The sequence below is a fragment of the Thermogemmatispora sp. genome (assembly GCF_019683635.1).
In the GTDB taxonomy this organism is placed as follows: domain Bacteria; phylum Chloroflexota; class Ktedonobacteria; order Ktedonobacterales; family Ktedonobacteraceae; genus Thermogemmatispora.
Window position 1 is genome coordinate 35,016 of the sequence record NZ_JADGIA010000012.1, and the last position, 12,551, is coordinate 47,566.

General features: G+C 59.9%; 8 protein-coding genes and 1 pseudogene. 6 read left to right on the forward strand and 3 right to left on the reverse strand.

Translation table 11 applies throughout. The annotated features are described in order from the left end of the window. Nucleotides 1–51: 51 nt before the first annotated feature. Together IRZ31_RS02865 and IRZ31_RS02870 are read right to left on the reverse strand one after the other, a co-directional pair. On the reverse strand, nucleotides 52–564 hold the full coding sequence (locus IRZ31_RS02865; RefSeq protein WP_297149333.1) for a (2Fe-2S)-binding protein: 513 nt from the start codon (nucleotides 562–564) through the stop codon (nucleotides 52–54). Between the two features lie 229 nt (nucleotides 565–793). Next, the gene (locus IRZ31_RS02870; RefSeq protein WP_297149335.1) at nucleotides 794–2,461 is read right to left on the reverse strand and encodes a mucoidy inhibitor MuiA family protein; all 1,668 of its coding nucleotides are present in this window, start codon (nucleotides 2,459–2,461) and stop codon (nucleotides 794–796) included. Between the two features lie 766 nt (nucleotides 2,462–3,227). Here IRZ31_RS02870 and IRZ31_RS02875 point away from each other — a divergent pair. After that, nucleotides 3,228–3,917 (forward strand): hypothetical protein, encoded by a 690-nt coding sequence (locus IRZ31_RS02875; protein ID WP_297149337.1) that lies wholly within the window; start codon nucleotides 3,228–3,230, stop codon nucleotides 3,915–3,917. A 107-nt stretch (nucleotides 3,918–4,024) separates the two neighbouring features. Here IRZ31_RS02875 and IRZ31_RS02880 read toward each other — a convergent pair whose 3' ends face one another. Next, nucleotides 4,025–5,326: an amidase gene (locus IRZ31_RS02880; protein ID WP_297149339.1), complete on the reverse strand. Its 1,302-nt coding sequence runs from the start codon at nucleotides 5,324–5,326 to the stop codon at nucleotides 4,025–4,027. Between the two features lie 265 nt (nucleotides 5,327–5,591). On the opposite strand from IRZ31_RS02880, the pseudogene IRZ31_RS21345 reads away from it, so the two are divergent. The 5 genes and pseudogenes from IRZ31_RS21345 to IRZ31_RS02900 all read left to right on the forward strand — a co-directional run. Beyond that, nucleotides 5,592–5,660 (forward strand): annotated as a pseudogene (locus tag IRZ31_RS21345) (zinc-ribbon domain-containing protein); the annotation flags it as partial. A 402-nt stretch (nucleotides 5,661–6,062) separates the two neighbouring features. Then, the gene (locus IRZ31_RS02885) at nucleotides 6,063–7,835 is read left to right on the forward strand and encodes a hypothetical protein (protein WP_297149341.1); all 1,773 of its coding nucleotides are present in this window, start codon (nucleotides 6,063–6,065) and stop codon (nucleotides 7,833–7,835) included. Nucleotides 7,836–7,963: 128 nt separating this feature from the next. Beyond that, nucleotides 7,964–9,883, forward strand: coding sequence for a serine/threonine-protein kinase (locus tag IRZ31_RS02890; RefSeq protein WP_297149344.1), 1,920 nt, complete (start codon nucleotides 7,964–7,966; stop codon nucleotides 9,881–9,883). Between the two features lie 204 nt (nucleotides 9,884–10,087). Continuing rightward, nucleotides 10,088–10,969 (forward strand): agmatinase, encoded by an 882-nt coding sequence (speB, locus tag IRZ31_RS02895; protein WP_297149346.1) that lies wholly within the window; start codon nucleotides 10,088–10,090, stop codon nucleotides 10,967–10,969. A gap of 232 nt (nucleotides 10,970–11,201) precedes the next feature. Then, nucleotides 11,202–12,167: a hypothetical protein gene (locus IRZ31_RS02900; RefSeq protein WP_297149348.1), complete on the forward strand. Its 966-nt coding sequence runs from the start codon at nucleotides 11,202–11,204 to the stop codon at nucleotides 12,165–12,167. Nucleotides 12,168–12,551 lie beyond the last annotated feature (384 nt).

The following is a 12,551-nucleotide window of genomic DNA, read 5'->3' on the forward strand; positions in this document are numbered from 1 at the left end:
CTGAGCGGACGATACGGATACGATCGCTGTCGATCTGACCAGGATGCCTTTTCAGGGCTGGAGGGCAGCATCGGGCCGCCGCTCACCTTGGTGGGCAACAGACAGACGCTCCGCCGCCGCCTCGATCGCCTCGTAGATCTTCGTGTATCCGGTGCAGCGGCAGAGGTTCCCGGAAAGGGCCTGTTTGATCTCTTCACGCGTTGGATGGGGATTCTGACGTAGAAGGGCTACAGCGGAGAGTAGCATTCCGGGAGTACAGTAGCCACATTGAGCCGCTCCTAGCTCGGCGAAGGTCTCTTGAAGCGGGTGCAGCCTGCCCTGTTCCTCCAGCCCTTCAATCGTCGTAATCTCACAGTCTTGAACCTCTAGCGGCAGGGTCAGGCAGGAGAGAACCGGCACGCCGTCGAGGAGCACGGTGCAGGCACCACACTCGCCTAGCTCGCAGCCATGTTTTGTGCCGGTCAGCCCGAGATCCTCACGCAGGACCTCTAGCAAGGTCCGATGAGGCAACACCGCCACCTCATAGCGTTCACCATTGACACGCAGGGTAATCAGTTCGCGCATGTGGTCTCCTTTCGGCCCGATGATCATCTCCAGGGTGACCCAGAGAGAATCCCTCGGTGAGCACTCCGGCTGACAGGGGAGCCGATCGGGTTCTTCAGATAGTGCAACCCTGTGTTATTATAACATTTTTCCTTGCGTGCTATCTTGCCCAAGTGCAGCACTGTATCTGTAAAGTGCACACTCCTCCCCGCAAAAGCGGCTCCCGCCCGGAATCAGCCCAAGACGAGCCTCAAGGCAGACCGCTGACGCGGAAATCGCGCGGATGCTCGACGAGGAAACGCTCTTCAATCTGCTGCTTCCCACCAGCGGGCAAGGTAAACTGCCAGGTCAGCTGCTCTAGCTTGCTGCGTTCCTGTGGCTCGGGCAACAGAGAGATGATACGCACTTTGATGCGTTCGTGGCGCGAGATGGGCACGCGGTCCATAATGATGATGCGGCGTTCGCCCTGAGCAAAGTTCTCCACTGTGATGCGGTAGGCATAGGTGATGCGCCGCAGGTTTCCCTGCAGGCGACTGCCCTGTTCAACTGTACGCTCGATCAGCTCACGTCGAATGCGCACAGAATCATCGAGGCCAAGGAAGAGGCGAAAGGTTTGGCTGGGAGCCGTGAGGTCGATTTCGGTGGTACCGACATACTCCTCGTCGACGAAGATGTTGGCCTTGCCTTTGAGCAAGACACCGCCGCTGCTGTTCTCTACGGTGGCACGCAGATGGGCCACTTCTTCCAGGGCCGGGATCGCGACCACTTCGAGTCGGCAGGGAAGCCGATATTGGGCAATAAGCGTCCGATGGGGTGAGCCATCAGAGGGAATGTTGACAGAGCGCCCACAGTGATAGACCAGGGCAGTCGCCCGCTGCTCAATCTCGGCACTTGACTCGACGACCTCTTCGCTGGCTAGAGCCTCGTCCTCGACTTGACTCTCCGCTGCCGGAGCTGGCTCTGGCAAGGCGCTCATCGGGGCCGCCAGCATGGCCCTCCGCTGCTGGCTGGACATGCCCAGCGGAGGAGGAGGCACACTAGCAAAGGCCTGGGACAACAACACTGGTTGGAAGGTATCCAGATACCAGGGTTCCAGTTTGGGCAAAACCGTCGCTTGCGCCGGGCGCGCTGTAGAGAGCGCCAGCGCTACCTCGTTCCAATCTTCGCCGGTGCGCTGCTCTACCAGGCCGATACAGGTGAGGTCAACGCTGCTTTCCTGACCAGCATTGCCATTAGCACCATCGTGGCCGGTGAAGGAGAGACGGGCATCGTAGCTGGGACGCCAGGCTGCCCCTTCGATGAGATAGCTCAGCTCCAGCATCAGCTCACCAGCGCGCGGTAGCTCCACGGTTACAAGCACGGCCAGGCGATCAGGATCGCTGTGAAGGCGTTTCTGCTCCAGTTCACGCTTCTTAGCCTGCCACTCTTCTTGCAGTTGATGTAGCTGGATAGCCACATCCTGGGCAGCTTCGGCATCCTGCAGCATTTGCTCTAGCAGAGCAGCAAAAAAGCTCTGGTAATCGCCCGGTTGTAAGCGTCCCTGGGTCAGTCCCTGGATGAGAGCCGGTGCTTGCTCTCCCAAAGCCTGGACCCAGCGTCGACGCTGCTCAAGGGCCTGCTGGCGGGCTTGCAGGAGCTGAATCTTGCGCTCTAACAGATCACAGGCGGTCTGCAAGCGCAGCAGCTCTTGCTCGGGGGGACGGGCCAGAAAGGCTGTGGTAGCCTCAACGCCGAGCAGGCGGGTTCCTGCCGGTCCCCGGCCACTGGCTCGCAGCGAGTCCTTGAGGAAGTGGGGCAGATAGTTGACGCGCAGTTCATGCTCGCCCTCCTCCAGGGAGAGACTTCCTTGCCGCTTAACAAGGGCTCGATCTCCATAGACTGTGACCTCGACGATGCGGGTCTCTAGCTCAATGACCATGCCTACCTCATGGGTGGAAAATGTGAATTGACAACCAATCTAGCGTGGCAAGCGATCAGCGCAGCAGCACTGTTGGCCTGCACCAGCTCGTTTGACGGTGAAAGAATAGCTCGCAGGCTTCGCCCGGAAGACGATTCTGCATATCTGCTTATCCATACCGCTGATGAGATTGATTACGACTCTCCATAACAAAGCTTCTACTGAAAATAGGCGTCTGCCCCTTCACTCTTCTGCAGGTCATCCCCGCTGGGCCAACTACCAGATGAGAGGCTCTCGCCCAACGCCGATCTTGTCTAAGAGAGCCACGAGTAAGGAAGATGGACCCCAGTCGAGAGGCTCCGTTGCCAGAGCATGAAGGCCAGACGAAGCAGTCACGCAGCCTCCCAGGCTATACTCACTCCCTAGGCAGCGTTTGCTTGCTCGTTTGTCTGATCACTCATAAGCGTTTAAAAGCCGAAGCTATCCCACCTCCGTTGCAGCAGGAAGAGGAGGAACAATGTTGTTCGCTAGCACTATACCATATCACTCAATCCGGCGTTCTCTGCGACTCCACCTGGTCAGGCTACTCGGGGCCTGTGGCGTGCTGGGAATCTGCTTGAGTGTCGGCTTCTTGTGGCCGTCCGCTCTCTGGGGCAACCCGGCCATCAGTGTCGCGCATCTCCTCAGTGGTTGGCATCCTTTGAAGATACGCTCCGCCCGGATCACCAGACCGCAGACCTCTAGCCAGAACCTACTGTACCATAACGGTCCAGTGATGAGCCGCGCAATGACCGCCTATGCCATCTTCTGGGAGCCAACAGGCTCTCAGGTAAGCGCGAGCTATCATCAGCTGATCGAACGCTACTTTCAGGATGTAGGCAGTTCAGCGCTCTATCACAACAATGTACAATACAGCGATAGTAGCGGTCAGGTTCCTACTGGCGCCAGCTTCGGCGGCTCCTGGATCGACCGTCGCCCATACCCGGACTCGACGCTGAGCGACGCTCAAATCCAGGATGAGGTCAGACGTGCGCTGCAGATTCAGGGCTGGAGCGCTTCCCTTTCCCATATGTTCTTTGTTTTTACGGCTCGCGGAGAGAACATCTGCTACAACAGCTACTGTAGCTTCTCCAGCTTCTGTGCTTATCACGGCTACTTTGACAAGGAGGTCATCTACGCCGTCATTCCCTATACAGGGAGCGATCGCGAAGCCTGCGGCGTCCCTTCCTCGCCTAACCATGATAGCGACGCAGACAGCAGCATTAATGTGGCCTCCCATGAGCAGATGGAAGGAGCCACCGATCCCCTGCTCAATGCCTGGTACGATAGCCAGGGGAGTGAAATCGGAGATAAGTGCTCGTGGGAGTTTGGGCCGACAAGCGCTGATGGCGGCAATGTCACCTGGAACGGCCACCGCTACCTTGTACAGGAAGAATGGAACAACCAGAGCGGTGGCTGTGCCCTAAGCGGCCCATAAGCCAAGGGAGGCCTGCCGGACCAGCCAACCGCTTTGCACGAGATCCCTTGTCTGTGCCGGTCCGCAGTCCGAGCGCTGGCAGCCTGAGTTGAAAGGAGCAGACCCACTCAGGCTTGCTCAGCGAGTGCAGCCTCCAACGCAGCAGCCCAGGCCAGCAGCTCCTCATCGCGCATCCAGCCGGCCACACACTGCAGGCCGAGTGGTAGCCCGTTCTCAGCTCGACCTGCCGGCAGGCTCAGAGCAGGCAGGCCGGCCTGAGTCCAGGGTAAGTTCATGAGGCCGCTGCCCGTTGTCTGCAGGCCCTGGGGAGCCGGGCCAGGAGCCGCCGGGGTCAGCCAGAGATCGATGCCCTCACGCTCCATCAGGGCCTGCACCTGGGTTCGCAAGATCTCACGCCCTGCCCGCGCCTCTACAATCTCCTGAATGCCGATCGTCGCCCCTTCGCGAATGGCAGCCGCAGTCAACGGACGGTAAAGAGCAGCATAACGCTCGAACCAGCGCGCATGCACTCGTGCCATCTCAGCATGAACCAGACGCAGATGGCGCTGATTGACAGAGGCAATGTCTGGCAAGGCAGGTACGCGTTTGAGGCGATAGCCCGCCCGTTGAAGCCGCGCGAGCTGTTCCTCAAAGGCTCGCCGCCCCTCCGGCGAGGTCTGGTCAAGATAGGGACCCTCGGGCACACCCAGCACTGGCAGGGGTAGGGAAGGACAACCACGCCAGCCGCGGCAGAGCAGGGAGGCCACTTGTGCCATCCCCGCGATGTCTTGGGTAAATAGGCCCACGGTATCGAGAGAAGGGGCACAGAGAATCAGGCCATCGGCGGAGATGCGTCCGAAGCTAGGCTTGAAGCCAATAATGCCACAAAAGGCCGCCGGACGCAGGACCGAGCCGATGGTCTGAGTTCCAAGAGCCAGCGGGCAGTAGCCGGCGGCTACCGCAGCCGCCGAACCACTGCTAGAACCACCTGGCGTATGAAGAGGATTCACCGGGTTGCGCGTTGGCCCTGGCTCGAAATAGGCAAATTCAGCACTGGCGGCCTTGCCAAGCACAAGCGCCCCCGCCTCGCGAAGAAGGGTCACGCTGCTGGCTTGTGGCCCACTCAGGACCTCCGCCGGAAGCTTGGAACCAGCCCGCGTTGGAAAGCCATGCACATGAAAGAGGTCCTTGACGGCGAACAGGACCCCATAGAGCGGTGGGCGATCTGCCGGATCAGGATAACGCCGTTGCAGGCTTAACGCCTCTCTGCGCAGCCTCTCACGCCTTCCCTCTTCGGGCAAGAGAGCGTCAAGTGCGGGTTCGGCCCGCTCCACCCAGTCACAGGCTTCCTCAATGGCGGTCATCAGGTCCTGGCGACCGCTGCTGAGTTGCTCCGCCCGCTCTTGCAATCGCACTTTTCTCGTCCACATCCCCTTTCTAGGCTCCTTTCCTCATGTTCGGTGAATATTTCGTAACACGCACTCAGTCGAATAGACGCACACTTCTGCACCGCCAGAGCACTTCTGAAGGCCAGAGAGCTAGCTGGCGCTGCGATGTTCTTCTCGTACTGTTTCTCGTCGACTGCCGCAGATTTCTCAGGAAGAATTTGCAGACTCCCTATTTACGACGGACTATGGTAGACTAGACACAGTTTCTCCAAGCAAGAGAGCGATTACGCTGCGCAGGAGGATCGCTATGCGCGCCTGCAACTATTGTGGCACGAAGCTACCAGATGATGCCAGATCCTGTGGACACTGCGGGCATTCTCTGCCCACAGAGGAGCCGACTCAACCACTCCAGGCCCGGGACAGCATGTTCAGTCAGCAGCCGTCTAGCGCCGCGTCTGGTTCAGTCTGGACCCCCGCCAGTGAAGGTGAGGCGGAATCCGACGAAGCAACGTTACCACTGCCAGCGGAGCAGGAGTCGGATCTTGCTTCCCTATCCAGCTCCTCAGAAGATGAGACGGTCTCAGACTGGTGGCAGACGATCCCAGAGTCGCCTTCCTCTCTCTCGGCGGATGATGAGGTGGGAGGACCTTACCATTCTCCTTCCGTAGAGATCACCTCTGTCGCTCAACAGGACAACCGGGCTGCGCAGGCGGCGGAGGAGGAAGAGACTCGGCGCCGTCGAGCCTGGATTCTGCCTTTGCCAGGAGGGGAGCAGCTGGTGGCAAGTCAGGTCCCCCATGTCCAGGGCAATCCTCCAGCTCCTGTACCCTATGTGCGCGGTCGACCTCCCCACAGCCCCAAAGCTTCGGGTCATGGCGAGGAGGTTACCAGCCTCCGGGAGCTGGCTGAGCAGCCCCCGATATACCCTGTGGCCCCTGCTGTGGCCAGTCCACCAGCCTCTCGTCGTCTCTGGCAGCCACTTACTCGTCCAAGCAGCGGGCCGCCAGCATGGTTGACACTCGCTCTGGTCGCTTTCTGCGCAGCTTTACTGATCACGAGCAGCACTGTGGCTGCAGCCTTTACTATCTGGTCACCTACGCTCGCCATACTCTCTGGCAGCTCGACCGTAACCCCGGGCGGTTCGCTGCACCTGCACGGCTCCCATTTCCTGCCCGGTAGCACGGTGACCCTGACACTTGATCACCATCTTCCCCTGCACTTCAGCGGCATTATAGCCCCGCAACAGCAGCAACAGCCGGGGACAGTCGCGGCTGAGCTGTTCAATCCAGCGACGCTGGCCTGGCAAACGCTGGAGGGGAATAGCCTGCAGACCCGGGGAGACGGCACTTTCGATGCCACTCTGACCATTGATCCAGCTTGGCCTCTGGGCCAGCACTCGATCCAGGCCAAAGAGGCTCTGACATCGCGTAGCGCAAACCTGACCTTTACGATCGTGAGAGCCACACCGCCGACACCTTCAGCTACCGCCAGCCCGACTCCAACGGTGGAAGTCAGCCCGAGCAGCTCGCCAACGCCTACAGCCACGGCAACCGCTGCGCCAACGTCCCCCCCTCCCACCGGAGGGTTGAGCTGCGTTAATCCCTCAGCGGTGACATTCGGCCCGCTGAGTGCCGGCTATGGTAAGCCAGTTGAGCAGAGCATCACTCTCTGCGCCTCCGGCAGCGGCGCAGTCGGTTGGACGGCCAGCTGGGACAGCCAGCAAGCACCCTGGCTCTCCCTGAGCACAACTTCGGGTCTGCTGGCCGCGCCCGGCGAAGAGCAGATTAGTCTCAGCGCAAGCGTCGGCGCCCTGGCAGCGGGGCGTTACAGTACTGATATTAGCTTCAGCGACGACGCCGGCCATCCAGCCCTGCTGCTACAAGTAACGCTCATCGTGGTCAACCCGTGTCTGAGCGCCTCCCCTACCTCGCTCAGCTTCACTGCTGTGGCCTCCACCAGCGACCCGGCGCCTCAGACCCTGACCATCCAGAGCTGCAGCGGCCTGGAGAGCTGGTCAGCCTCCCTGCAATTGGCAACAAAACAGGTCTGGTTGCATCTCAGCAGCAATAGCGGTACGCTCAGTGCGAACCGCTCCACCTCGATCACGGTCACTGTGAACAGCCTGCAAACCAACCTCTCCGCAGGGAGCTACCAGGGGGAGATTCTCCTGAGCAGCGGGCAGAGCCAGGTGACTATTCCGGTGACGCTGACGGTCCAGCCTCCCCCGACACTGATTTTGGAAGCGCCACAGTCGGGCATGCTCCAGGCAGATAAAGATTGTCAGTTCACCAGCTCAGAGACAAGCTGGCAGTGCCCGGTAACTATTGGGGCGGCAGCCCAGAACGTTGCTGCGCTGAACTGGAGCAGCTCTAGTAGCGGCGTCAGCGGCATCACGTTCACGCCTGCCGCAGGCACCCTGCCCCCTGGCCAGTCGGTATCGATCCAGGTGACGATTCCTGGCGAGGCCTGCCCCTCTTCCGCAGTACTGCTCTTTGAGGGACCAGCCAATAGCATCAAAGTCACCTGGAGCTGTTTCCCTATTGCTTCTTGATACAGGCAAGCAGAGCTGAGAGAGGCCTCAGACAATGACCTGAGCCTCGTGATCAGCCCACAAACAGGTCACGATGGCCGTTGAGTATGACAGTAAGGAGTGATTTTCTAGCAAAAGCAGAAAAAGTGATGGATAGTGACGCATTGATCGGGCAGCGGCTCGGTGCCTATCTGATTCAGCGCCAGCTCGGCGAAGGAGCAATGGCGCGGGTCTATAAGGCCTACCATTCACGGCTGCGGCGCGATGTGGCCATCAAGATCATTCGCCCAGAGGTAGCGGCGCGCCCTGGCTTCGCCGCCCGCTTTGAGCGGGAGGCCCAACTGATCGCAAGCCTGGAGCACCCTCACATTGTGGCCGTCTACGACTTCGGCGAAGCGAACCTTGGCAGGCTCGGGACCATCCCTTACCTGGTCATGCAATACGTTGGCGGTGGTACCTTGCGCGACCTCCTGCGCGACCGTCGCCCGCTTGACCAGAGGCTGGCCATACGCTATGCCCGAGACCTGGCCCGCGCTTTGCATCTGGCTCACGAACGCGGGATCGTCCATCGCGACGTGAAGCCCCAGAACATGCTCTTGACCAGCGGCCCACAGCGCGAGATTTTGCTCTCCGACTTCGGAATCGCTAAATTGCTCGATCGGCGCGCTAGCCCGGCGGTGCGAAGAGGCAGGCCGCCCCTACTCGATGAGAGCGAGGAAGAAGGCGAGCCGACAGAGCCAGAGCTGGAGCACCTGCAACTCACCAGCGCCGGCGAGCTAATTGGCACGGCGGCCTATATGGCCCCGGAACAGATCAAGCGGCTCCCAGTCGATGCGCGCACGGATATTTATGCTCTGGGAGTGGTTCTTTTTCAGATGCTGACAGGGCATCCCCCTTTCGAGGCCGACAGTACCGTCGGGCTGCTTTATCAACATGTCCATCGCACAGCGCCCGACGCCCGTACCATCAATCCGGCGGTCTCGGAGCAGCTGGCGCGCATGACTGCTCGCGCTCTGGCCAAGGACCCCGATGAACGTTTTCAGTCAGCAGCAGAACTGGCTCAGGCCCTGGATCTCCTGCTGTTGCGAGAGCGCGAGGCCATCTATCCCTCACCGCGAGACCAGGGCTCAGGCCAGACGCTTGCTCAGCCAAGCAGAGCCAGTGCTATCGAGCTTGCAGCAGCCCAGGAGGCCAGCTCACTGGCTCCATCCCAGATCACTGCAGCTCCAAGCCACACAGAGACACCACCCGCCGCGACCTCTGCTCTCACCTCAGTGCTCAGACCTGGCAGGGCTAGCACGGACACTGGCACACACTCCCAGACGCTGCCCGCTTCTCTTAGAGGACAAATCTGGCAGCGTCGCAGGCTTCCCTTTGTCCTCAGCGGGCTGGTCCTTCTCCTCCTCATCGCCATCACGCTCATGCAAAGCCCGCTGAGCAGCTGGCTGGCGTTCCTGAATACATCTGGTTCCACATCCGAGGCCATAGCCCAGCCCTTTACGGATACGTTCCAGAACAATCAACAACGCTGGACCGAGAGTGCTCCTGCGCTCAGTACAGCCATCGGCAACGGCCAGTATCTGATCACCATCGACCAGACGCCGCCAGCCACCTACTACTTCCCCTACCCCCAGGCCGTAGGGAACCTGCCGGCCAGCTTCACATTGCAAGCCCAAATGCAGCGCCTGGCCGGAGAGGAGGAAAATTGGTACGGCATCGCTTTCCGCCTCCATCCCGAAGGGAACTATGTTTCCTGCTATGCCCTGGTTATCGACGGCGCTGGCCACTACGCTCTCTGGAAGTTCGATGCCCACGCAGCCCAGCCTGGTACCCCCTTAGTCCTGGCGAGCGGTACCTACTCCCCTCGCCCCCATGCCCCTGATACCTTAGAAATCAGCGTCCGGGGAGACACCTTCACAGCTCGCATCAATGCTGTTCCCCTGGACTTCAACGCCCCAACGCACAGCGTGAGCGACCGCGGCGGCTACAGCGGGGGCAAAGCCGGCCTGCTGCTGACCGGCCCCAACGCCCGCTTTTCCATCACGCGCTTCAGCCTCAGAGTTCCCTGAGAAGGCCAGGTCAGCTTGTGGGGAGAAGTGCCCTTTTCCTCCCACGGGGAACCTCAACCCGCAGGCGGGCGAGCCTGACTGAAGTGGAGGCCAGGGACCTCTCCCGAAACGCCTAGAGAAGAGTCCTGAGAGCTGGGCAGGTAGGGCAGGTTGTGGTAGAGTACAAGGCGGTGCGTAGATGTAAGAGGAGGTTGCTTGCTTCTCATGAGAGAGCATATCATCAGGCAATTTCTGGACGAGCCACAGTACAGCCATCCCGACAAGGCCCGGGTGACCATCATTCCGGCGCCGCTTGAATATACCGTCTCATATGTGCAGGGGACACGTCACGGTCCCCAGGCTATCCTTAATGCCTCTAGCCAGCTGGAACTCTACGACGAGGAGCTAGAGTGCAGTCCGCTTGAGGAGGTAGGCATCTATACCCGTCCGGCCCTGGATTACCGGGGATTAGACCACGCAAGCGCCCTGAAGCTGACTGGCCAGGCGGTGCGTGAGGTTCTAGAGCGGGGTCAGTTCCCTCTGCTGATCGGCGGCGAGCATTCGCTTTCTCTTGAGCCGGTTGCCGTGGCACGCGAGTTTTTCCCCGACCTGACAGTTATTCATATTGACGCCCACGGTGATCTCCGCGCTGAATACGAGGGATCTCCCCTTTCACATGCCTGCATCGCCAGGCGCGTGTTAGAGCTGGGTATCCCGGTGCTCGAAATCGGTATTCGCAGCATCAGTGCCGAGGAGAGGGACTTCCTACGTCGTGGAGCAGATGCAGCTATTGTCTGGGCGCGCGACCTCGCTCGCGGCCAGGCACGCATCCCCTGGGAGCGACTGAGCGAGCACACCTATGTAACATTCGACCTGGATGCCCTCGATCCTGCCGAGATGCCCGCCGTAGGCACCCCAGAGCCAGGCGGACTGAGCTGGTATCAGGCTCTGGAGCTGCTGCGCGAGATCTACCGGCGCACCACCGTGGTAGCCCAGGATGTGGTTGAGCTTTGTCCCATCCCCGGCCAGATTCGCGCGGATTTTCTGGCTGCACGCCTGATCTATAAGATGATCGGCTACCGGTTTTCTGCCCAGCTACCCGAGTAGATCCCCAGGCAGCATCTACTAACAGACAAGAACCAGCAAGGCTAAGAGCATGGGAGGAGAGATGAACGGAGAGAACAGTGAGCAGGGCCTTGGCCTCCCAACCAGGAAAGAGGCGAGGAGAGCAGCCTGTGCCTCCCCAAGGCAGAGGCGCCATCTTGATGAGCACGGTTCAGGTCGGTATTGCTGCTGGCGCAGGCAGGCAAGGCCCTGGCCGGGGAGCAACTTTGTCTTTTTGCTCCTGCTCTTGTTACTGGCCCTGCTAACGGCCTGCGAATCCGACACGAGCCAGCCAGTAGCGGGCCAGGCTCACTTACGCCAGCTTGATAACGGCAGTATTATCTACGATAGTAGTGCCGAGACTGTCTTGCTGCGAACCTTCCGCGGTGGAGGCCATCAGGGCACGCTCGATCTCAGTCCCCAGCTGAGCATTTACGGAGATGGTAGCTATATTCTCGGCCCCGGCCTGCAGATGCGTGAGGGGCATCTTAGCCAGGAGCAGCTCAGCCAATTGCTCCATACGCTGGTTAACAGCTATGGGTTGCTAAGCTTCCAGCGCCAGCAGTTCTACGAGGTACCCGATCAGGATGCGGTCTTGCTCCAATTCAACGTGAACAACCAGCATTATCAGTTTCTCTACAGTACTTTTGGCCAGCGCCAGGAGAGCCAGCAGGATCTCGACGAGTACCAGCGCCTGGGCGAGGCGCTCACGACGATCAATGAAGCTGTGAGTCAGGGATCGACGACAGCTTATGACACCACACGCAAAGTGCTGCTGGTTCGCCAGGACTTCGGTCCCAATCTGAGTCAGCCGATCCCTACCTGGGATGTACCCGACTTTACTCTGCACCAGCTCGCCCAGTTCGAATGCGGTCCGGTGCCCCAGGACATCACAGGACCGAACGCCGACTCCGGCTGTCTGACCTTCACGACACCCCAGCGAGCCTTGCTTCTCACGCCCGAGCAGAGCCGCACCATCAGCAATTTGCTACACGGAAAGCTGAGTGGGGAATTTTATGAGCCAGCAACAGGGTTATACTATACAGTAATGCTCCGCGCACTCCTGCCGGATGAGCTGAACCAGGGGGTGGTGGCCATGTATGGTAGCCAGGACCTGACCTACAGTGGGGTGCCGCTGCAGCAGGGACCGCTTCCGGCCAAGGCCTCTTCTACAGGCCCCCAAGCCCAGCTAGCAGCATAGCCACAGAGCGGTCACCCGCTCGGCCCAGGTCCGGTCAGGGAAATCAGTCCGCGTGTCGCCGGCCATCGATGTCGTCCACAGGCAGTCGATCAGTGAGGGAGGACAGACAGGTCATGGCGTAGTGTGGTATACTGAGTCACAGAGAGCAAGGTCCCTCCACAACACCACTAACGTAGCGTGTAACGCACGCCAACCATGAAGCAGGTACGTTTGCCGATGTAAGGTTGCACCAGGACAGGCAGCCTACGCTTCAAGCCACGCTCAAGAGACGAGCACGTAGGAATCCTCCTTTCCTGGCTGCACCGTCTACCTCGTGATTACTCTACCCCTCAATGGGACGAGCAGAAAGGACATATGACCAGAGAATTCGAAAACAGGCGAAGA

Excerpts from the sequence above, each read along its gene's own strand:
- IRZ31_RS02865 (WP_297149333.1), bottom strand. The coding sequence starts at position 564 with ATGCGCGAACTGATTACCCTGCGTGTCAATGGTGAACGCTATGAGGTG.
- IRZ31_RS02870 (WP_297149335.1), bottom strand. The coding sequence starts at position 2,461 with ATGGTCATTGAGCTAGAGACCCGCATCGTCGAGGTCACAGTCTATGGA.
- IRZ31_RS02875 (WP_297149337.1), top strand. The coding sequence starts at position 3,228 with ATGACCGCCTATGCCATCTTCTGGGAGCCAACAGGCTCTCAGGTAAGC.
- IRZ31_RS02880 (WP_297149339.1), bottom strand. The coding sequence starts at position 5,326 with ATGTGGACGAGAAAAGTGCGATTGCAAGAGCGGGCGGAGCAACTCAGC.
- IRZ31_RS02890 (WP_297149344.1), top strand. The coding sequence starts at position 7,964 with ATGGATAGTGACGCATTGATCGGGCAGCGGCTCGGTGCCTATCTGATT.
- speB (WP_297149346.1), top strand. The coding sequence starts at position 10,088 with ATGAGAGAGCATATCATCAGGCAATTTCTGGACGAGCCACAGTACAGC.